This window comes from Kandleria sp., from assembly GCF_017934775.1.
Lineage (GTDB): Bacteria > Bacillota_I > Bacilli_A > Erysipelotrichales > Coprobacillaceae > Kandleria > Kandleria vitulina.
Genome location: NZ_JAGBIX010000025.1, coordinates 1 through 21,664, shown reverse-complemented (window position 1 = coordinate 21,664; position 21,664 = coordinate 1). Strand labels below are relative to the sequence as shown.

Here is a 21,664-nt window from a genome sequence, read left to right as displayed (position 1 = left end):
ATTCGAACCCGTGAATGCATGCGTGAAAGGCATGTGAGTTAACCGTTTCTCCAATCCGCCACTGGCGCCTGTTGTAGGACTCGAACCTACGACCCCCTGATTAACAGTCAGATGCTCTAACCAACTGAGCTAAACAGGCATCTCTTTCGTGTGCATTAGTAATTTATCATATATTTTAGAGGTTGGCAATACTTTTTTTTAGTATTTTTTGATTTTTTTTATGAAATGAAAGAATGGCGAAAGTTCCCTTGTTTAAAAGCAATTTCACTAAGTCTCAATAAGAAAAGTAACTAGTATAGCAAACTAAATGTAAAAGAGTTCTTTACTATTAATGATATTTGTGGCATTATAACCAACAAGGGGGTATATATTTTGAAGTTAGAAACAAAAGAGATGGTACAGTGTGCGTTGTTTGTTTGCTTGATTGCAGTATTTGCACAGATCAGCATTCAGCTTCCTACAAGAGTACCAATTACAATGCAGACACTTGCAATTTATTTTATCGCATTAACAAGTAGCCGTCGTGTTACTTTGATCAGCACATCATTATACATATTGATGGGGGCTATCGGATTAAGTGTATTTAGTGGATTTAGTGGTGGCGTTGCAGCACTCGTTGGTCCAGCAGGAGGATTCTTATTCAGTTTCCCAATTATGGCATATTTAATTAACCTTATTGCCGGAGAAAAAGAATCGTATGTAAGATGGGGATTAGCACTTCTTGTTGGTTCAATTGTATGTTATACAATCGGAACAGTATATTTTGTATTTGTCACAAAATCATCGATTATCGCTGCACTTACTGCTTGTGTAATTCCGTTTTTACCAGGTGATCTTGCAAAGGTCATTGTATCTGTTATGCTTGCAAAAAAGTTAAAAAGATTTGTGTATCAAAACAAAAAAGTCTCATTAAATAGTGTAAATTAAAACTTTGGTAAAATATAAGTTTTTAATATCAAACTATTTACAAATCAAAACATTAGTGTTATCATGCACCTGTAATCAATAAGAGGAGGAAAATATTATGACATTTGATAAAGTAAAAGAAATTATTATTGATTCATTAAGTGTAGACGAAGATAAGGTAGTATTAGAAGCATCATTATCTGATGACTTAGAAGCAGATTCATTAGATGCAGTAGAATTAATCATGGCAATCGAAGACGAATTCGGAATTGAAATTCCTGATGAAAAAGCAGGCGAAATGAAGACTGTTAAAGACATCGTAGATTACGTTGAAGAAAACGCCTAATATTTTTTTAGAATTATAACTTGAAATTCAAACTTTGATAATCAAAGGAGACAGACAGTGGATTTAGTAAAAGATTTGATTAAAGCTTTCGAAGAAGCAGAAATCAGTAAGATGAAAATTGAAATGAATGATCTTAAGCTGGAAATGGAAAAAGAAGGAACTAATCAGCCTGTACTTGTACAGGCTCCTGTCTCTCCTGCACCTGTTGCATCAGCACCAGCTGCACCAGCACCAACACCTGCTCAATCGAGCGCAGGGACTCCTGATCTTATTACAGGAACAGAAGTGAAATCGCCATTAGTAGGAACATTCTATCGTGCTCCTTCTCCTGATGCGCAACCATTTGTTCAGGAAGGTGATACTGTCAAAGAAGGACAGACACTTTGTATCATTGAAGCTATGAAAGTCATGAATGAAATCAAGGCACCATGTAATGGTAAGGTTGCAAGAATCGTACCTGATTCAGGAGATATGGTGGAATTTGATCAGATGATCATGATCATTGAGGAATAGCTATGTTAAAGAAGATACTTATTGCAAACCGTGGAGAAATCGCGGTACGTATTATTCGTACATGTAAAGAGCTTGGGATAGAGACGGTTGCGATCTATTCAACTGCTGATCGTACGTCTTTGCACACACAGCTTGCGGATGAAGCTGTGTGCATTGGCGGACCACGTCCAGCAGAAAGCTATCTAAACATGGGCGCAATTATTGAAGCTGCAAGCCAGACTGGCTGTGATGCCATTCATCCAGGTTTTGGTTTTCTTTCTGAAAACACAGAATTTGCGGCGCTTGTAGAAGAATGTGACATGAAGTTTATTGGGCCTAAGCCTGAAGTTATCGATGCTCTTGGTAATAAGTCAAAGGCCAGAGAAATGATGATTGAAGCTGGTGTTCCAGTTGTTCCAGGTAGTGAAGGATCTGTCAATACATATGAGGCATTAAAAGAAGTTGTTGATCGCATTGGCTATCCAGTACTGATTAAGGCAAGTGCTGGTGGAGGTGGACGTGGTATGCGTCGTGCCTACAAGGAAGAGGAATTAAAGAAAGCTTTCGAAACAGCCAAGGCAGAAGCAAAAGCAGCTTTTGGTGATGATGATATGTACGTTGAAAAATTAGTTCTTAATCCTAAACATGTAGAGTTCCAGATTTTAGCTGATGAACATGGACATGTTATTCACTTAGGAGAAAGAGATTGTTCAATTCAAAGACGAAATCAGAAGATGATTGAAGAGTCTCCATGTAAGGCTTTAAGTGAAGAATTAAGAGAACGTATGGGTAATGATGCCGTTAAGGCAGCTAAAGGTGCAGGCTATACCAATGCCGGAACCGTTGAATTTGTTCTTTCTCCTGAAGGAGAATATTATTTTATTGAAATGAATACGAGAATTCAGGTTGAACATCCTGTTACTGAAATGGTCACAGGTATCGATCTTATCAAGGAACAGATTCGTATTGCCTCAGGGTTAAAGCTTAACTATGCACAAGAAGATATCCATTTAAATGGACATGCTATTGAATGTCGTATTAATGCAGAAGATCCACACAATAATTTTGCACCAAGTCCAGGTACAATTAAATCTCTTCATATTCCAGGAGGACCAGGAGTTAGAGTTGATACCTTTATTTATCAGGGATATCAGATTTCTCCATTCTATGATTCTATGGCTGCAAAAGTCATTGTACATGCACCAACTCGTCTGGAAGCAATCAGAAGAATGAGAAGGGTACTTGGTGAACTTGTTATTGATGGCATTAAGACAAACCAGACAATTCAGTTCTATATTCTTCATCAGCCTGATTATATTAAAGGAAGATTTAATACAAGCTTTATTGAAAAACATTTAGAAGAGATGGTAACAGACAATGGATAAATTACTGAAAGAACGCCGTCATAGACTTAATGAGTTTAAAGATTATCTTGGAAAAAAACCAGCATCTAAACATGTGGAGATTCCTGATGGTATTTATACCAAATGTCCTCAATGTGAAGGGCTGGTTTTGTCTTCTCATATAAAAGAGAATATGTATGTTTGTCCTAAATGTGGACGTCATATGTATATAAGTGGTCATGAACGTCTTGAACAGTTATTTGATAATGGAAAATACAAGGAATATTGGTCTTCAATGAAAACGAATGATCCACTTGATTTTCCTGATTATGACCTAAAGCTTGAAAAAGCCAAGAAAAGAACTGGCATGAATGATGGTGTCATTGTAGCAAGTGGTAGAATCGGCCATATCAAGACTGTTGTAGTTGTTATGGATAATCATTTCATGATGGCTTCAATGGGTACTGTTGCTGGTGAAAAGATTACACGTGCTATTGAATATGCAACAAGAAAGAAAAGACCACTGATTATCTTTTCATCAAGTGGTGGAGCAAGAATGCAGGAAGGCATCTTCTCGCTTATGCAGATGGGTAAAACATGTGCTGCATTGAAAAGACATATGAACGCAGGTCTTCTTTATATTTCTTATTTGACACATCCTACAACAGGTGGTGTAACAGCATCATTTGCATTACTTGGAGATATTAATATTGCAGAACCTGGTGCACTTATTGGATTTGCTGGCCCTCGTGTTATTGAATCAACACTTCGTCAGAAACTTCCAGAAGGATTCCAGAGATCTGAATTCTTGGTAGAACATGGTTTTGTAGATTTAATTGTAGAAAGAAATAAATCTAGGGAAACATTGATTACCCTATTGCATCTGCACAGTTAGGAGGCAGCTTATGTCTTTAAAAGAAAAAGAAAAGAAAATTAAAGAGCTAGAAGAAAAGCTACAGCGCATTAAGAACGATCCTGATCTTATTGATGCTGTTGAAGGAAAAAGAATTGAAGATACGATCACACGATATAAAGAACATACGTACTCCTCTTTAAGTGCATATGATCGTGTCTATCTAGCAAGAAAAAGTGAAAGACCTCATATTAAAGAATATATTGCGAACTTATTTGATGACTTTATCGAAATGCATGGTGATCGTTTCTTCAAGGATGATCAGGCAATTGTCGGAGGAATTGGATATTTTAATCACCTTCCAGTTACTGTAATTGGTCATCAGAAAGGTCGTAATCTTGATGATAATATGAAATGCCAGTTTGGTATGGCATCACCTGATGGGTATCGTAAAGCGATGAGACTTATTAAGCAGGCAGAAAAATTTAATCGCCCCATTATTACATTTGTAGATACACCGGGTGCTTATCCTGGTATTGAGGCAGAAGAAAATGGAATTGGTGAAGCTATTGGGCAGAGCCTTATGCTTCTATCCGATGTAGCAGTACCAGTTATCGTCTTCGTTGTCGGTGAAGGTGGTTCAGGAGGCGCTTTAGCAATCAGTATCGGCGATCATATTGCAATGCTTGAAAATGCTGTGTATTCAGTATTATCTCCTGAAGGATTCGCTTCTATCTTATGGAAAGATACTAAGGGTGAACGTGTTGGAGAAGCTTGTGAAGTCATGAAGATGACTGCCAAGGATCTCTATGAAGCACACATTATTGATGAAATTATTCCTGAAGCGTTAGGTGGTGTACATAAGGACCCGGCGCTTACTTATAGAAAAATTAGACAGGTAATTACTGAACAGCTTGATGCTTTAGTAAGAGTGTCTAAAAAGGATCTTCTTAATAGAAGATATGCGAAATTCAGAAAGATTGGTGACTATCGTGGCTAAAAGTACTATTTCTCAAAGAGAATTAATTAATGATAGTTTTACATGCTTGTTTCAGAAGATGCATGTCCTTGAAGATTATTATCTAAAACAGAAAGGTATTAAGGACCTTTCTTCTAATGAATTACGTATCTTGGATATTACGACACAGATGCAATGTCCAACAATGGGAGATATTGCTCATCGTTCTAAATTATCTAATGGAACAATTACGATTACTATGAGCAAGCTAGAAAAGAAGGGCTATGCACAGCGTATTCGTGATGAAATTGATAAACGTATAGTTAGAGTAAAATTAACACCTGTCGGTCTTAAGGCCGTAAGATGTAGAAAAAAATTTTTTGAAGAATTAATAGATCACGCCTGTGAAGATCAGCATATCGTTTCAGATGAATTGTTATTAAGTACATTGAAGAAGATTTCTGAATTCTTTGAAGGTGTGAAGGAGGAACTTTAATGGATGGCATAAAAATCGTAAGTACAGGGTATTATGTCCCTCCTCGTGTTGTTACAAATGATGATTTTGCAAAAAAGATTGATACGAGCGATGAATGGATTTCTACGCGTACAGGTATCAAGACAAGACATTTTGCTGAAGGGGAAGATACCACAGATCTAGCTTTTAAAGCATGTGAGAATGCTTTAAAGGATATTGATAAATCACAGGTAGGAATGATTCTTGTAGCATCTATTACAAATACTTATTTTACTCCTTCAACAGCTTGTCTTTTACAAGAAAGACTTGGTCTTGATGAAGAGGTGTTTGCCCTAGATATCAATGCAGCATGCAGTGGATTTGAATATGCTTTATCTTTAGCTAGATCTTACATGCATTTCTGTAAAAAGAAATATGCCATTGTAGTAGGTGCTGAAACATTATCTTCAATTATGGATTTTACTGATCGATCAACATGTGTACTCTTTGGTGATGGAGCAGGAGCAGTTGTATTAGAGAAAGCAGATGCTCTTTATCTTGATTATCATGGAGCAAGAGGACAGGCTGACCCACTTTTTGCAAGTAGGGAAGAAGGCTATATGAGAATGCAGGGAAGAGAGGTCTTCCGTTTTGCGACATCTTCGATTGCGGAATGTATTGAGCATTTAACAAAAGAAGCTCATCTTACATATGATGATATTGATTATTTTGTATTACATCAGGCAAATGGGAGAATTATTTCCCATGTCTACAAAAAATTAAAGATTCCATCAGAGAAGTTCTATATTAACTTGGATCGTTATGGCAATACTTCAGGGGCAAGTGTTCCTCTAGCATTGGCAGAAATGAACGAGAAAGGCATGCTGAAGCGTGGCATGAAGATCATGCTGGTAGGCTTTGGCGGCGGTTTGGCCTATGGAGCCAATCTACTGGAATGGTAAGGAGAAAATGATATGTGGTTAAATGAAACATTGAATATAAAATATCCACTAATTCAAGGTGGTATGGCACGTGTTGCAACCGGAGCATTTGCTGCTGCTTCAAGTAATGCTGGAGCATTAGGTCTTATCGGTTCTGGGGGAATGACTGCTGAAATGTTAAAGGATGCAATCAAGGAAGCTAAAAGCTTAACTGATAAGCCATTTGGTGTCAACTTGATGTTAATGAATCCAGAAGCTGACAAACAGGCTCAGCTTGTTATTGATGAAGGAATCAAAGTTGTTACAACTGGTGCAGGAAATCCAGGTAAATATATGAAAGCTTGGAAAGAAGCTGGCATCATTGTTATTCCTGTTGTACCAAGTGTTGCTCTTGCAAAAAGAATGGAACGTGCTGGTGCTGATGCTGTTATTGCAGAAGGAACAGAATCAGGTGGACATGTTGGTGAATTAACAACTATGGCACTTTTACCTCAGGTAAAGGCTGCAGTTAATATTCCTGTTATTGGTGCAGGAGGAATTGCAAGTGGAAAGCAGGCTCTTGCTGCGCTTGCATTAGGAGCAGATGGATTCCAGGTTGGAACTATGTTATTGGCTGCTAAAGAAGCGCCAATTCATGAAAACTATCGTCAGGAAGTATTGAAAGCTAAGGATACTGGTACAACTGTAACTGGTCGTATTGCTGGTACTCCTGTCAGAATCATCAAGAATAAAATGGCTAAGGAGTATATCAAGAGAGAAAAAGAAGGCGCAAGCATGATGGAACTCGAAAAGTTTACTCTTGGTGGATTAAGAAGAGCTGTTGTAGAAGGTGATGTAGATACTGGATCACTTATGGCAGGTCAGGTGGCAGGTATGATCAATAAGGAAGATACACTTGCTAATATTATTGAAAATCTCTTTAAAGAATTAAAAGAAGAACAGAAAAAGATCGCTGAGGTTAATCTATGAGAACAGTAAAAATAGGAAATCGTGAACTTCGTGTTCCTATTATTCAAGGAGGCATGGGTGTTGGTGTTTCCTTAGGAAATCTTGCTGGTCATGTTGCCAAGGAAGGTGCTATGGGTATCATTTCTTCAGCTCAGATTGGCTTTAAAGAAAAAGATTTCGATAAGAATGTCAAGGAAGCTAACTTACGTGCACTTGATAAGGAAATCAAGAAAGCAAAAGAAATTGCTCACGGAAAAGGTATGGTTGGAGTAAATGTCATGGTAGCATTATCTGACTATGCTGAACATATCAAACAGGCTGTTAAGAGTGGTGCAGATGCTATTATTTCAGGAGCAGGTCTTCCTATGAAGTTACCTGAACTTGTAGGGAATGCTAAAACAAAGATTGCTCCTATTGTTTCTTCTGGTAAAGCAGCGAATCTTATTCTTCGTTCATGGGATCGTAAGTTTAAAAGAACTGCTGATTTCATTGTTATTGAAGGATGGAAAGCTGGCGGTCATTTAGGCTTTAAGAAAGAAGAAATCGCTGAAGGAAAATGCAAGGAACTACTTGATATTCTTCCTGATGTAAAGAAGGCTATTCAGCCTTATGTAGAAAAATATAATAAGCACATTCCTATTTTTGTAGCTGGCGGAATCTATACTAAAGAAGATATTGAACAGGCTTTAGAAAAAGGAGCCGATGGTGTACAGATTGGAACACGTTTTATTGCAACTCATGAATGTGATGCTGATGAAGCATATAAGCAGTATTTTGTGAATGCGAAAGAAGAAGACATCATGATTGTACAATCACCAGTAGGTATGCCTGGTAGAGCCATTAAGACAAAATTCATGGAAAAGGTAGCTCAGGCTAAACAGCCAATCAAGAAATGTTATCGTTGTATTTCATCATGTAATATCGTTGATGCGCCTTATTGTATTACGAAAGCATTAATTGATGCTGTAGAAGGACGTGTCGATGATGGTCTTGTTTTTGCTGGTGCCAACGGTGCACGCATTAATAAGATTGTAAGTGTTAAGGAACTCATTGATGAGTTAACAGGAGGAGAGAAATGAAATTAGGATTGATCTTTGCAGGACAAGGTAGTCAGTATGTTGGGATGGGAAAATCACTATATGATAATTATCCTGAAGCAAGAGAAGTAATAGATGATATCTCTCTCGACTTTGACTTTAAAGAAATGATGTTTTCAGGAAACGAAGAAGAACTATCACAGACTGCTAATACACAGCCATGTATGGTTGCGGTAGCAGTGATGGCTACTCGTTTACTTAATGATAGAGGAATTGTTCCAGATTATACATGTGGTCTTTCTTTAGGTGAATATTCAGCATTATCTTGTGCTGGTGTATTAACACCAAAAGAAGCTGTTGAACTTGTACGTGTACGTGGAAAAGCTATGGAAAAAGCGGTTGAAGGCTTAAAGAGCAAGATGGTTGCTATCATTGGATTAGATAGAGATACATTAAATGAAGCTATTTCAAAAGTAAATAGCGGCGTTGTTTCTATTGCCAATTACAACTGTCCAGGACAGCTTGTTATCGGTGGAGAAGAAGAAGCAGTCGATGAAGTAAGTCAGCTTGCTTTAGAGGCTGGTGCAAGACGTGCTATTCCATTAAAGACAAGTGGACCTTTCCATACTGCATTATTAAAGAGTGCAAGTGAAGAATTACATGAATATTTTAAGAATGTTGATTTCAAGGACATGAAGCTTCCAGTTATTTTCAATAGTACTGGTAAAGAACTTGAAGAAGGTGTCACTGTAGCACAGATGCTAGAAAAGCAGGTTATGAGTCCTGTTTATTTTGAAGACAGTATTCGTTATATGATTGATCATGGAGTAGATACAATTATTGAAGTTGGTCCAGGTAAAGTATTAAGTGGTTTTGTTAAAAAGATTGATCGTAAGATCAAGCTTTATCAGGTAGAAGATCAGGAAACACTTGAAAAAGCTGTTTCAGAATTGAGAGGATAAATATGAATCTTAAGAATAAAGTCGCTTTTGTAACAGGTAGTATTCGTGGTATTGGACGTGAAACAGTATTAACATTAGCTCGCTATGGTGCCAATGTTGTGATTAATTTCCGTGATCATAACAATAATCGTGATTTAGCTGAAGCTTTAAAGAAAGAATGTGAAGCATTTGGTGTTGAAGTTCTTCTTGTAGAAGGAGATATTTGTCACGAAGATGATAATACAAGAATGTTCAAGGAGATTAAGTCTCACTTTAAACGTCTTGATATTTTAGTAAATAATGCAGGAATTACTAGAGATAATCTTATTCTTCGTATGAAGACAGAAGATTTTAATGATGTCATCGATGTCAATTTAAAAGGTACATTCCTTTGCATGAAACAGGCTTCACGTTTAATGATGAAACAGAAGTCTGGTCGTATTATTTCTTTATCATCAGTTGTTGGTGTTATGGGAAATGCTGGTCAGGTTAACTATTCAGCAAGCAAGGCTGGCGTAATCGGTATGACTAAGTCATTGGCAAGAGAACTTGGTTCTCGTGGTGTAACTGTAAATGCGGTAGCACCTGGATTTATTGAAACAGCTATGACTTCTTCATTGCCTGAAGAGATTGTAGAAACAATGAAATCACAGATTCCATTAGGTTCATTTGGACAGTGTCAGGATGTCGCTGAAGCAATTGCCTTTTTAGCAAGTGATGAAGCACGTTATATCACTGGTCAGGTGTTATGTGTTGATGGCGGAATGGCCATGTAAGGAGAATGAATATGAAAAGAAGAGTTGTTGTTACGGGGTTAGGAACAATCAATGCTGTTGGTCATAATGTAGAAGAGTCTTGGAAGGCTATTAGAGAAGGCAAGAATGGTATTGCTCCTATTACTCATTTTGATACAGAAAACTTTAAAGTAAAGATGGCAGGGGAAGTCAAGGATCTTACTGTCGCTGATTATATTGATAAAAAAGAAGCTAAGAAGATGGACCGTTTTATTCAGTTAGGTATCATTGCTGCTAATGAAGCGGTTAAAGATTCAGGTCTTGATACTAATGCTATTGATCAAACAAGATTTGGTGTCGTTGTATCAAGTGGTATTGGTGGATTAGGATCAATTGAAACTAACTTTGAAAAAGGTACAAAGAGAGGGTTTGATCGTGTATCACCATTCTTTATCCCAATGACAATTTCTAACTTAGCTGCTGGTCATATTGCGATTATGCATCATGCAAAAGGTTTATGTACTTGTCCAGTTACTGCATGTGCTGGTGGTACTAACGCTATTGGAGATGCATTTAGAAATATCAGAGATGGTTATCAGGATGTCATGATCGCTGGTGGATGTGAAGCATCTATCACAAGACTTGGTATCGGTGGATTCACTTCTATGAAAGCTTTATCTGAATCAGATGATGCATCTAGAGCCTCTATTCCATTTGACAATGAAAGAAATGGATTTGTCATGGGTGAAGGTGCTGGTATTCTTATTCTTGAAGAATATGAACATGCTAAAGCAAGAGGTGCTAAGATCTATGCAGAAATGATCGGTTATGGTGTATCATGTGATGCTCATCATATTACAGCTCCAGCTCCAGAAGGAGAAGGTGGCGCTAGATCTATGCAGAATGCTCTAAATGATGCACATATTAAACCTGAAGATGTTGATTATATCAACGCTCATGGTACATCTACTCATCTTAATGATTTAGGTGAAACACAGGCTGTTAAAGCTGTTTTCAAAGATCATGCCTACAAGTTAAAAATGAGTTCTACAAAAGGAAATACTGGTCATTGTTTAGGTGCTGCAGGTGGTATTGAAGCAGTATTTAGTGTTAAGGCTATTGAAGATCATTTTGTACCACCAACAATCAACTATAAAGAAAAAGATCCTGAATGTGATCTTGATATTGTTCCAAATAAAGGAATTGAAGAAGATGTCCATGTTGCAATGAGTAACTCATTAGGATTCGGTGGACATAATGCTACAATTATTTTTAAGGAGATTGACCATGCAGCTTAATAGTAATGAAATCGCAAAAATTAATCCTCATCGCTATCCTTTTGCCCTTGTAGATCGTATTACTGACTATAAGCCAGGAGAATATGCCAAAGGGATTAAATGTATTTCAGTTAATGAAATGCAGTTCATGGGACATTTCCCAGAACATCATGTTATGCCAGGTGTTCTTATTGTAGAAGCGCTTGCTCAGACAGGATGTGTCGCAATCCTTTCACAGGAAGAATACAAAGGAAAAATTGTATTCTTTGCAGGTATTAATAAATGTAAATTTAAAGGACAGGTTACACCTGGAGATGTTGTTGAATTAGAATGTACACTTACACGAATGAGAAAATCAATCGGTGTAGGAGAAGCTGTTGCTAAAGTTGATGGTAAAGTTGTCGTTAAGGCAGAATTAACATTCGCTATTGGAGAATAAATGCAAATTATATCGTTTGAGACAATTCCGTCAACGAATGATTATCTGAAAGAACATTATAAAGAATGTCTTTCTCCAACAATTGTCACAACAGAGTATCAAAGCAAAGGCCGAGGTCGTGGCAATCATCAGTGGATATCAAAAAAGGGAGAAGACTTGATCTTCTCCCTTTTTGTTGAAGATAAAAGAGACGGAGTCACACTGACTATGATCATGGCCTACAGCATTGTTTGTGCCTTAAAATTGCAGCAGATAGATGCAAAAATTAAATGGCCTAATGATATATATGTCAACAAGAAAAAGGTCGCAGGAATCTTGACTGAGACGATTTATGAGAAAGATAAGCATTATCTTATCATTGGGGTAGGTCTTAACATAAACAATAAAGAATATGCTGGATTACCTATTAAATGCAGTAAAGAAGAACTGTTAAAGACAATCTATGAGACCTATTTCTCTTTCTGCAAGAAAGATTATGAACATGATCTGCTTGATAAAATCAATAGCTGTTCTTATCTTAAGGATGTTCTTGTAGAAGATGAAGAGCATGGCTATATTCAATATGAAAGACTAAATGCGGATGGTACAATCACCATTACTACAGCAACAAATGAAAAATATAAAGTATCAATCAACACAATCTCATTAAGAAATAAAAAAATTAAATACAAATCACTTTCCTTTGACTCATAAAATATGTAAAATATTGTGTGGTGAACAAATATGATAAATAAAGAAAAAGATTTAATGGACATAATAACAGATACGTTCTATTTAGCCAAAAAAGTAAAAGAAGATTACCTAAAAAAAGGTCCTTATCCTGAATTATCATTAACAGAAATCAATGTTATTGAAGCAGTATCAAAAGAACAGTTCCCTACTATGGGGGCAGTCGCAGATCGTTTGCGTGTTACTGTAGGTACATTGACTACTAATGTAAAATCTATTATTAAAAAAGGCTTCTTAACTAAAGAACGTTATGAAAAAGATCATCGATTTACAATTTTAAGCATTACACAAAAAGGCTATGAAGCATTGGCAGTACATAATGAATTTGCCAAAACACTATCAGATTTCTATGCTAAAAGAATGACTGATGAACAGTTCAATTGGGTACAGGAAACATTTTTAGGTGTTCAAGAAGGATTAAAAGATTATAGAGAGGAATTATTAAAGAAAGACTAATGACCTGTTTTAGGTCATTTTTTATATCGTAAAAGAAAACGCAACTGTAAGAGTAAATTTCAGTAGAATTTTATGAAAGACTAAGTTCTACTTTTCACTTTAAGTATTTTCAAAAATATATATATTTTTTTATAGTTATGAAATATATGATGTATAATTTAGTTAATAATAGAAAAGCGAGGGGGGATTATAAAAAGTAGGTTGAGTTCGTCATCAACAAGTCTGTCTGACATTCCATTTTCATGTAGTCTACAGATATATTTTACATTGTTTTTTTTATCATTCGTAATTCTATTGCAAGTCAGTCCATGTCTCTTGGTGGCACACAAATGGCTTCAGCATTCACCTGAATAGAATATTTGTGCTGACCATGAAAATATCATCAATAATATCAAAATACGGAAGGGTATATACAAATTATAGCAACAATGAAAAACAGGAAATTAAGAATTGCTTTAATTATCAGTGTATTTGCAGTATTCTGCGTAATCCTCACATGCTGGTTACTCTCGCTGCCTGACTACAAAAACAACAAAAAGAGAATAGCTCTGCAAGTGGATACTGATTTTAGCTACAAATCCATATATATAAGTGAAGCAAGCTTTGGAAATGATATGACAAATTTATGCAGATTCACATTAAAAAAACCGAAACAGCTTAAAAACTTTGTTCCATTCAGTCAACTCAACAAAAAAAAGAAAGATGATATTGAAACATTTTATAATACAGATGTTAAGACAGATTGGGGAGATCATGAGGATGACGATAGTTTTGACAGTGTCAATGAGGAACTGTCTTCCTTAAGGTCCTCTCCTAAGACCAGGTATATCCATCATAATATTTCAAACGATATGTCCTACGAGCTGTATATATACAATGAAGAAATGAATGTAGGATATTATGTTGTTTTAATTTTCTAGGAGTCACAATTCATTTTGTCATGAATGACTCAATACGAGCAGGCAGATGACAAGGATTACGGTGTTGAACAAAGAAAAGTGAAAAATGTTTCTTTTCACATAATGATATTGAATTGATTTTAGAAATCGAACGAAAAAAACGTGATGATCATCTCACCACGTAATTATATCGGCTCTATAATAAAAGTGGGGGGTAATCCGTAGGATTCTGAACCCTCCACTTTTATTATAGAGCCGAAAACACTTTAAAAAATAAAAAGTACATCATCTCTGACGTACTTTGATTTTAAATGGAGCGGGTGATGGGAATCGAACCCACGTAGTCAGCTTGGAAGGCTGAAGTTCTACCATTGAACTACACCCGCATTGATGGTGCCTCGGGCCGGAGTCGAACCGGCACGGAGTTTGAAGTCCGCGGGATTTTAAGTCCCGTGCGTCTACCAATTTCGCCACCGAGGCAAAATAGTTATTAAATAAGTAATGGTGGGGAGGGACGGATTCGAACCATCGAACCAAAAGGAACTGAGTTACAGTCAGCCGCGTTTAGCCACTTCGCTACCTCCCCAGAATGGTGCCGGCTATAGGACTTGAACCCACAACCTACTGATTACAAGTCAGTTGCTCTACCAATTGAGCTAAGCCGGCATTTTATGAAAATAAATGGTGGGGGCTAACGGGCTCGAACCGCTGACCCTCTGCTTGTAAGGCAGATGCTCTCCCAACTGAGCTAAGCCCCCATCGGTTTTTTCTCTATCGAGAACGATTTATATCTTACATGAAGAAGTATAAAGAGTCAATAGCTTTTGAAAAGTTTTTTTGCTTTTTTTTGACTGAATAAAAATCAGAGGCTTATGCCTCTGATTCTTCATTATGAAATCTTGCGAGAATGACAATAAAAGTTGTTATATGATCTCGACTTGTAACCAATATCTGTCCCTTATGCATCTTCACAATATTCTTGGCAATAGCCAATCCTAATCCAGTACCACCTTGTGAAGTACCTCTAGATTCATCAGTACGATAGAATTTGTCAAAGAGGTAAGGGATATCTTCTTTATTGATTGTATCTCCTTCGTTGATGACTTTTACAGTAATTGTATCATCATCAGTAAGAGCTTCTACTTTTAATGTAGAGTGATTATAGCCATACTTTAAGGCATTTGAAATAAGGTTCTCAAATACTCTTGCAAGAAGCTGTCCATCTCCAACTACATTCATAGTAGAAGCAGGAATAATGAATTCCGGTTTTATATCATGTTCTTCAAATGAAGGATAGAATTCATCTTCCATCTGCAATAACAATTCAGCAATATTGATAATATTGAGATTCATGATCATATTTGGATTATCAATCTTTGTGAATTCAAAGAGATCATCCATCATTGATTTTAGTCTTAAAGCTTTATCATAGCCAATGTTGGCATACTCTTGAACCTTATCACTATCAAGATTCTTATTTTGACGTAGAAGATCAAGATAGCCGATAATTGTAGTTAAAGGTGTTCTTAAATCATGAGCTACATTGGTAATCAATTCATTCTTTTGCTTTTCAGCATTTCTTTCTGCATCATAGGCAAGTCGTTCATTTTCTTTAAGAATGGCACTCTCTTCTTCTTTATGTTTAAGAGTATTAGCTAAAGCATTAATATTTGCGGCTACCATTCCTAATTCATCATCATATTCAATTTCACAGTAGGTATCATAGTCACCCATGGTAACTTGTTGAATCTTCTGGTTGATCTGATTAATATAATGAAAGTTGATATTGATTAACTTTAAGAAAGAAATAATAAAGAAAATCATGGCAACCATAAAGCAGATGACATCTCTTATGCGTGTATTGCCTAAAATGTTCATGTGCAATAATAATATAGAAAGTAAACCGTAGATAATGACTGCTACTACATAGCTAATAGAAATGTTGATGAGGATTCGCCATCTGAATGATGTCACAAACAGATGTCTGAGTTTTTGCATCATAGACTGAATTTATATCCGATTCCCCAGACAGTCTTTACATGTCTAGGCTTTCTCGGTTCTCTCTCTATCTTTTCTCTAAGCTTTCTAATATGTACCATGATGGTATTATTGGCATTCGTTGGTTTTTCTTTCCAGATTTTTGTAAAGATATCTTCTGTTGAATAGACTGTCTCAGGATCACTTGCAAGAAGAATAAGAATCTGGTATTCAATTCTTGTCAATTTAACAGATTCACCATCAAGAAGAACCTGTTTCTTTTTAGTATCAATGACAAGATCATTAGCCTGAATGATGGAGTTGGCTTCTCCAATTGGACGATTATATGTAGAAGCTCTTCTTAGCTGTGATTTGACACGTGCAACAAGTTCCATTGCATTGAATGGTTTTGCAATATAGTCATCAGCTCCTTTTAATAGTCCTACGATCTTATCGTCTTCTGATGATTTAGCTGAAAGGAATATAACAGGAATGTTATATTTTTCTCTGATCATCTCTAATGCTTCTAAGCCATCGATATCTGGCATCATGACATCAAGGATGACAAGATCAATCTTAAATTTTTCGATATCTCTTAATATAGTGTATGCATTATATCTTTTTTCAATTTGAAACCCTTCTTGAGTCAAATAGATTTCTATTAAATCACAGATTTCTTTTTCGTCATCGACTACAAGAATATGAGGTGTTTTATTGTTATCCATAATGTGCCTCCCTTATTTCCTAATGATAAAATAACTGTTAAAAATAATCAATAAAGCACTTGATTTTTTATCAATAAAACAATTGTTTTTAATTTGTGAGAAAATAGTTGCAACGTAAAATGTTTTTTGCTAGAGTATACGAGGGCACCCACAAATGTGGTGCGTTTTTTATTTTAGGAGGAATATGACATGGCAAAGTTTATTTTTGTTACCGGTGGTGTTGTTTCAGGGTTAGGTAAAGGATTAACTGCTGCATCACTTGGTAGAATTTTAAAAAACAGAGGGTTCAAGGTATTCATGCAGAAGCTTGATCCATATATCAACGTTGACCCAGGTACAATGTCTCCATTCCAGCATGGGGAAGTCTTCGTAACACAGGACGGGGCAGAAACTGACCTTGACTTAGGTCATTATGAACGTTTTATCGATGTAGAATTAAATAAGAACTCATCAGTTACAACTGGGAAAGTCTATAGCACAGTTATCGCTAAAGAAAGACGTGGGGATTATTTAGGAGCAACAGTTCAGGTGGTTCCTCATATTACAAATGAAATTAAAGATCGTATTTATAAAGCTGCTTCTTCTAGTGATGCTGATATTGTCATCACAGAAGTAGGTGGTACAGTTGGTGATATTGAATCATTACCATTTATTGAAGCAATCAGACAGGTAAGACTTGATTTAGGATATGATAATACTTTATATATCCATACAACTCTTCTTCCATATTTAGGTGGATCTAAGGAAGTTAAAACTAAACCAACTCAGCATTCAGTTAAACAGATGTTAGGATATGGTATCCAGCCTGATATCGTTGTTTGTAGAAGTGATCATGAAATTACTCAGGATCTTAAAGATAAGATTTCATTGTTCTGTAATATTCCAACAAAGGCTGTAATTTCTAACTATAATGTAGATGTATTATATGAACTTTCTTCAATGTTACATAAGCAGCATATGGATGATCTTGTATTAGAACATTTCCATTTAGAAGCTCCAGAAGCTGATATGAAAGAATGGGATGAATTAATTGAAAGAGTTAAGAATCTAAAAGATAAAGTAAAAATCAAGATGGTTGGTAAATATATCCAGTTACCTGATGCTTACATTTCAGTTAATGAATCATTACATCATGCCGGATACTATGCTAATAGTGAAGTTGAAATTGAATGGGTAAACTCTGAAGAAATCAACAAGGAAAATGTTGCTCAGGTATTAGAAGATGCTGATGGTATCTTAGTACCAGGTGGATTTGGATACCGTGGTATTGAAGGTATGATCACTGCTATCCAGTATGCTAGAGAACATGATATTCCATTCTTAGGAATCTGTTTAGGTATGCAGTTAGCTTCTATTGAATTTGCTAGAAATGTATGTCATCTAGAAGATGTTAACTCATTAGAGTTCGATAAGAACTGTATGACACCATTGATCACATTAATGAACGATCAGTCATTAGAAACAATGGGTGGTACTCAGCGTTTAGGTGATTACACTTGTGCTATCGCACCAAATACAAAAGCAGCTTCTTTATATAAAGAAGAAACAATCAAAGAAAGACATAGACATCGTTATGAATTCAATAATGTCTATAGAGATATTCTTGTCGATGCAGGACTTGTCATCTCAGGAAAGAATCCTAAGAGAGACTTGGTGGAAATCATTGAAGTACCAGAACATCCTTACTTCATTGCATGTCAGTTCCATCCAGAATTCAAATCACGTCCAAATAGAGCACATCCATTATTCCAGGGATTAGTTAATGCTGCTCACGATAAGAAATACGGAAAATAAGAACAGGAAATATAACCCTGTTCTTTTTTTGTGTTAGAATATGTGTGAAAGAGAGGCATAATATGAGAATAGGACAATCAATTGATATTCATCAGCTAGTAGAAGGAAGAAAACTCATCCTCGGAGGTGTAGAAATACCTTATGAAAAAGGATTAAAAGGACACAGTGATGCGGATGTACTTTTACATGCTATTATTGAATGTATTATTGGCGCAATGGGATTAGGTGATATTGGAAAACATTTTCCTGATACTGATCCTCGCTACAAGGGGATTTCATCCATGATTCTTTTAGAAGAATGCTATCGATTGATGAAAGAGAATCATTATAAAGTAGGAAACATTGATGCAATCATCATGACAGAACAGCCTAAGATGGCACCTTATATTCCTTTAATGAGAAAAAATGTAGCTAACGTCTTACACTGTGATGAATCACAGATTAACATCAAGGCTACAAGAGGAGAAAAGATGGGATTTGTTGGTAGAGGAGAAGGCATTGTTTCTCAGTCAGTTTGTCTATTAGAAGATGAATAAGGAGATCTTATATGATAACAAATAGTTATATTTTTATTTGTGTCGTTGTTTTTATCTATATCAACTTTATATCAAAAGAAGACCACACAACATCTATAATGAAGTTGGGTGCACTTTATGTTCCTAAAGTACGTGAAGGTGAATGGTGGCGTATGATTACCTGTCATTTCATTCATGAAAACATCATGCACCTATTTATGAACATGTACTGTATTTATTTCCTCGGAAATTATTTCGAATCTATGCTAGGAATTTACTATATTCCACTTGTTATAATGGGGATGCTGACACCATCATTATTTACAGTATTGGCACCAATGTATTTCCCAAGGCTAGATAATCATATGACCATCGGGGCATCAGGCGTTGCTTTTGCTTACTTTGGCGCAATGATAGGATTAGCGCTTTTCAGTAAAGATAGTTATTTCATGTTAATTCTTCAAGGTTATCTTTATATTATTATCATCAATCTTCTATTCACCTTCCTAATGCCAGGAATATCAAAGACTGGACATATTGGAGGATTAATAGGAGGATATTTGTTTACATTTATCTTATATCTAGTAGGACTATTAAAATGAGACTGCTTATTGATGGGGATGCTTGTCCTAATAAAGAAGAACTTTACCAGTTGGCATTAGCCTACCATATAGAAATGATTGTCTTTTGTGATTATTCCCATATTATCAATGGAGAATATAAGACAATCTATTGTGATGTGGGTCATGATGAAGTGGATCAGATCATCTATAAAGAAGAACACCGTGATGATATTATCATTACTCAAGATTACGGATTAGCTTCTTTGCTTATTTTAAAAGGAGCAAGGGTGATACATGTCAACGGGTTTATTCTTGATGAAGACAATATTTATTCATATCTTGCATCAAGATATGAAAGTGCTAAAGCAAGAAGAAGCAAAAAGAAAATAAAACAGATGAAAAAGCGTTCATCTGATATGCAAGAAAACTTGCTGTCGTGTGTAAAGTTCACAATAGAATCGCATAATTAGCCACATAATGTGGCTTTTTAAATGGAAAAAAACAGAATAAAATGTGAAAGTGCTCCAACCTCTTTTAAAGCTTGTTCATCTATGTAAAATGAAAACAAGAAAAGGAGGTATAGACAATGAAACAAGCTGTTGTCGCAATGCTTTGTGCAGGAATGATTTCTTCTATGGCCGTCAGTGAAATACATGGAGCTGATACGCAGAATTTTGATTATACAGGAAACTACAGTGCTGTCTTGAAAAATAAGAGTGCTTCAAATAAAACTTATACGTCAAAGACATCTGATCAAAATACTGCCCTGGCAAATAATGGTACAGTAACACTGGATAGTGTGAAACTTATTAAGACAGGATCAGACAATGATGGAGATGCCACAAACTTCTATGGTGTCAATTCCAATGTGCTCGCTGTTGGTTCATCGGCGAAGGCTTATATAAAAAATAGTGCTATTGTCTCAAACTCAACGGGGACAAATGGTGTTTTTGCTACTAACAAAGGTACAGTTTATCTAAATAACAGCACCATAAAAACTGTAACTGGTGACAATGCTCGTGGTCTTGATGCAACTTATGGCGGAACTATTATCGCCAATAAGATGACAATCTCAACTGAAGGTGCACATAGTGCTACATTGGCTACTGATAGAGGAGGTGGAACAATCTCTGTTACTAATTCTAAACTTAGTACCAAAGGTTCAGGTTCACCGTTGATTTATTCCACTGGAACAATTGAAGTCGATCATGTTTCAGGAACATCCTCAACTTCTCAGATTGCTGGCATGGAAGGTAAGAACGTTATTCTTATCAATAATTCCAAATTGACAAGTACAAGTGATCAGACATCAGGAAGTGATCCAGTGAAGAATGGGGTTATTATCTATCAGTCTACAAGTGGTGATGCTGATACGTCATCATCAACGGTAGCACATTTCCAGGCAGTAGATTCTACATTATCTTCTTCTATTACGAGTGGATCTATGTTCTACTTAACTAACACTTCAGCTAATGTGATCTTGAAAAATACAACCTTAAACTTCAATAGTAATAAGGTCAATCTTTTACAGGTAGAAGGCAATAATGCCAATAGCTGGGGAACTGCGGGATCGAATGGCGCAAGTGTCAACTTCACAATGATTAACCAGAAAGCAACAGGAAATATTAGTGTAGATACTATTTCAAGTGCTAATGTGTATGTTACATCTTCTTCTACTTATAAAGGTAAAACATCCATTACTACTAATAGTGTCAATACCAATAAAACTGATGCACCAATCACAATGAATGTAGATAAAACAAGTACATGGGTAGTAACAGGCAATTCTACACTCGCTAATCTTAATGTAGAAGATGGTGCTAAGATTGTAGATACAGATGGAAAGACTGTAACTATTAAAGTCAATGGTGTGACTAAAGTACAAGGTACATCTTCTTATGTCATCAATGTAACAGGAACATATTCTACAACGGTAAAATTGACAAGCAATAACAGCTTAAAGACTGCTACAAGCAGAAAAGACTTTGATCAGTATTTTAATACCACTACAACATATGGGACAAACAGTGGTAGTCAAGGTTCTAGCATTTCTACAAGTGGAATAAGTATTCCTACTGATACGAATAAGAATTATTCTTCTTCTAATACTTCATCATCAACGAATACACCTTATATGATTATAGGAGCATTGCTTTTATCATTGATGGTTTATATTATAAATATTATTGTTTTCAGGAAAGAGGCTGTAACGAAATAAATACAGCACTCAAATAAAAAATGGTGGCATCCTCATAAGTGATGAGGAATGCCACCTTTTTTGATATAATTAGGCTATGAAAAATAACAATACAAATACACCTAATTACAAGAACAATT

Annotated in this window: 24 protein-coding genes and 6 tRNA genes; 22 read left to right on the top strand and 8 right to left on the bottom strand. The window is 36.0% G+C overall.

Annotated features, from left to right (window positions below):
• Window positions 1-62: 62 nt before the first annotated feature.
• Window positions 63-139, bottom strand: a tRNA-Asn gene (locus tag J6L95_RS03465).
• A gap of 233 nt (window positions 140-372) precedes the next feature.
• Between J6L95_RS03465 and J6L95_RS03460 the strand changes: the two genes are divergently transcribed.
• The 17 genes from J6L95_RS03460 (at window position 373) to J6L95_RS03380 (ending at window position 13,774) form a co-directional block, all read left to right on the top strand.
• Window positions 373-927, top strand: coding sequence for a biotin transporter BioY (locus J6L95_RS03460; protein WP_287458153.1), 555 nt, complete (start codon window positions 373-375; stop codon window positions 925-927).
• Between the two features lie 97 nt (window positions 928-1,024).
• A complete protein-coding gene (gene acpP, locus J6L95_RS03455) occupies window positions 1,025-1,252 on the top strand; it encodes an acyl carrier protein (protein WP_029071639.1) in 228 nt (75 codons plus the stop codon).
• A gap of 57 nt (window positions 1,253-1,309) precedes the next feature.
• On the top strand, window positions 1,310-1,765 hold the full coding sequence (accB, locus tag J6L95_RS03450; RefSeq protein WP_029071638.1) for an acetyl-CoA carboxylase biotin carboxyl carrier protein: 456 nt from the start codon (window positions 1,310-1,312) through the stop codon (window positions 1,763-1,765).
• Window positions 1,766-1,767: 2 nt separating this feature from the next.
• Window positions 1,768-3,129, top strand: coding sequence for an acetyl-CoA carboxylase biotin carboxylase subunit (locus J6L95_RS03445; RefSeq protein WP_287458152.1), 1,362 nt, complete (start codon window positions 1,768-1,770; stop codon window positions 3,127-3,129).
• Entirely contained in the window at window positions 3,122-3,982 is an 861-nt protein-coding gene (gene accD, locus J6L95_RS03440) for an acetyl-CoA carboxylase, carboxyltransferase subunit beta (protein ID WP_029072600.1), read from the top strand. The genes J6L95_RS03445 and accD overlap by 8 nt, the downstream gene beginning before the upstream one ends.
• A 10-nt stretch (window positions 3,983-3,992) precedes the next feature.
• Complete coding sequence (locus J6L95_RS03435) at window positions 3,993-4,940, top strand: acetyl-CoA carboxylase carboxyltransferase subunit alpha (protein ID WP_287458151.1); 948 nt, start codon at window positions 3,993-3,995, stop codon at window positions 4,938-4,940.
• Complete coding sequence (locus J6L95_RS03430) at window positions 4,933-5,394, top strand: MarR family winged helix-turn-helix transcriptional regulator (protein ID WP_035885053.1); 462 nt, start codon at window positions 4,933-4,935, stop codon at window positions 5,392-5,394. Before J6L95_RS03435 ends, J6L95_RS03430 begins: the two co-directional genes overlap by 8 nt.
• Entirely contained in the window at window positions 5,394-6,314 is a 921-nt protein-coding gene (locus tag J6L95_RS03425) for a beta-ketoacyl-ACP synthase III (protein ID WP_031589425.1), read from the top strand. The genes J6L95_RS03430 and J6L95_RS03425 overlap by 1 nt, the downstream gene beginning before the upstream one ends.
• Window positions 6,315-6,326: 12 nt before the next feature.
• Window positions 6,327-7,262, top strand: coding sequence for a nitronate monooxygenase (locus J6L95_RS03420; protein WP_074624464.1), 936 nt, complete (start codon window positions 6,327-6,329; stop codon window positions 7,260-7,262).
• The gene (locus J6L95_RS03415) at window positions 7,259-8,320 is read left to right on the top strand and encodes an NAD(P)H-dependent flavin oxidoreductase (RefSeq protein ID WP_287458150.1); all 1,062 of its coding nucleotides are present in this window, start codon (window positions 7,259-7,261) and stop codon (window positions 8,318-8,320) included. Before J6L95_RS03420 ends, J6L95_RS03415 begins: the two co-directional genes overlap by 4 nt.
• The gene (fabD, locus tag J6L95_RS03410; RefSeq protein WP_287458149.1) at window positions 8,317-9,240 is read left to right on the top strand and encodes an ACP S-malonyltransferase; all 924 of its coding nucleotides are present in this window, start codon (window positions 8,317-8,319) and stop codon (window positions 9,238-9,240) included. The genes J6L95_RS03415 and fabD overlap by 4 nt, the downstream gene beginning before the upstream one ends.
• 2 nt (window positions 9,241-9,242) lie before the next feature.
• Window positions 9,243-9,995: a 3-oxoacyl-[acyl-carrier-protein] reductase gene (fabG, locus tag J6L95_RS03405; protein WP_031589423.1), complete on the top strand. Its 753-nt coding sequence runs from the start codon at window positions 9,243-9,245 to the stop codon at window positions 9,993-9,995.
• Between the two features lie 5 nt (window positions 9,996-10,000).
• Window positions 10,001-11,251 (top strand): beta-ketoacyl-ACP synthase II, encoded by a 1,251-nt coding sequence (gene fabF / locus J6L95_RS03400; protein ID WP_029071628.1) that lies wholly within the window; start codon window positions 10,001-10,003, stop codon window positions 11,249-11,251.
• Window positions 11,241-11,669 (top strand): 3-hydroxyacyl-ACP dehydratase FabZ, encoded by a 429-nt coding sequence (gene fabZ / locus J6L95_RS03395; protein ID WP_029071627.1) that lies wholly within the window; start codon window positions 11,241-11,243, stop codon window positions 11,667-11,669. Before fabF ends, fabZ begins: the two co-directional genes overlap by 11 nt.
• Window positions 11,670-12,362, top strand: coding sequence for a biotin--[acetyl-CoA-carboxylase] ligase (locus J6L95_RS03390; protein ID WP_287458148.1), 693 nt, complete (start codon window positions 11,670-11,672; stop codon window positions 12,360-12,362). It begins immediately after the preceding gene.
• A gap of 30 nt (window positions 12,363-12,392) precedes the next feature.
• The gene (locus J6L95_RS03385) at window positions 12,393-12,854 is read left to right on the top strand and encodes a MarR family winged helix-turn-helix transcriptional regulator (protein ID WP_287458147.1); all 462 of its coding nucleotides are present in this window, start codon (window positions 12,393-12,395) and stop codon (window positions 12,852-12,854) included.
• A gap of 554 nt (window positions 12,855-13,408) precedes the next feature.
• Entirely contained in the window at window positions 13,409-13,774 is a 366-nt protein-coding gene (locus J6L95_RS03380; protein ID WP_287458146.1) for a hypothetical protein, read from the top strand.
• A 291-nt stretch (window positions 13,775-14,065) separates the two neighbouring features.
• Here the strand turns inward: J6L95_RS03380 and J6L95_RS03375 are convergent.
• From J6L95_RS03375 to J6L95_RS03345, 7 genes are all read right to left on the bottom strand, one after another.
• Window positions 14,066-14,139 (bottom strand) — tRNA-Gly (locus tag J6L95_RS03375).
• A gap of 5 nt (window positions 14,140-14,144) precedes the next feature.
• Window positions 14,145-14,233: transfer RNA gene (locus tag J6L95_RS03370), tRNA-Leu, on the bottom strand.
• Between the two features lie 22 nt (window positions 14,234-14,255).
• A tRNA-Tyr gene (locus J6L95_RS03365) sits at window positions 14,256-14,339 on the bottom strand.
• Between the two features lie 4 nt (window positions 14,340-14,343).
• Window positions 14,344-14,419: transfer RNA gene (locus tag J6L95_RS03360), tRNA-Thr, on the bottom strand.
• 16 nt (window positions 14,420-14,435) lie between these two features.
• A tRNA-Val gene (locus J6L95_RS03355) sits at window positions 14,436-14,511 on the bottom strand.
• A gap of 112 nt (window positions 14,512-14,623) precedes the next feature.
• Complete coding sequence (locus J6L95_RS03350; protein WP_029072591.1) at window positions 14,624-15,754, bottom strand: sensor histidine kinase; 1,131 nt, start codon at window positions 15,752-15,754, stop codon at window positions 14,624-14,626.
• Complete coding sequence (locus J6L95_RS03345; RefSeq protein ID WP_029071623.1) at window positions 15,751-16,455, bottom strand: response regulator transcription factor; 705 nt, start codon at window positions 16,453-16,455, stop codon at window positions 15,751-15,753. Before J6L95_RS03345 ends, J6L95_RS03350 begins: the two co-directional genes overlap by 4 nt.
• A 189-nt stretch (window positions 16,456-16,644) precedes the next feature.
• Between J6L95_RS03345 and pyrG the strand changes: the two genes are divergently transcribed.
• From pyrG to J6L95_RS03320, 5 genes are all read left to right on the top strand, one after another.
• Window positions 16,645-18,249, top strand: a complete 1,605-nt coding sequence (gene pyrG, locus J6L95_RS03340) for a CTP synthase (RefSeq protein WP_029071622.1) — start codon at window positions 16,645-16,647, stop codon at window positions 18,247-18,249.
• 62 nt (window positions 18,250-18,311) lie between these two features.
• A complete protein-coding gene (ispF, locus tag J6L95_RS03335; protein WP_029071621.1) occupies window positions 18,312-18,785 on the top strand; it encodes a 2-C-methyl-D-erythritol 2,4-cyclodiphosphate synthase in 474 nt (157 codons plus the stop codon).
• A gap of 11 nt (window positions 18,786-18,796) precedes the next feature.
• Entirely contained in the window at window positions 18,797-19,366 is a 570-nt protein-coding gene (locus J6L95_RS03330) for a rhomboid family intramembrane serine protease (protein ID WP_287458145.1), read from the top strand.
• Window positions 19,363-19,797: a DUF188 domain-containing protein gene (locus tag J6L95_RS03325; protein ID WP_287458144.1), complete on the top strand. Its 435-nt coding sequence runs from the start codon at window positions 19,363-19,365 to the stop codon at window positions 19,795-19,797. Before J6L95_RS03330 ends, J6L95_RS03325 begins: the two co-directional genes overlap by 4 nt.
• Window positions 19,798-19,913: 116 nt before the next feature.
• Window positions 19,914-21,545 carry a hypothetical protein gene (locus J6L95_RS03320; protein ID WP_287458143.1) on the top strand — a complete coding sequence of 544 codons (1,632 nt, stop codon included), beginning with the start codon at window positions 19,914-19,916 and terminating at the stop codon, window positions 21,543-21,545.
• Window positions 21,546-21,664: the final 119 nt, after the last annotated feature.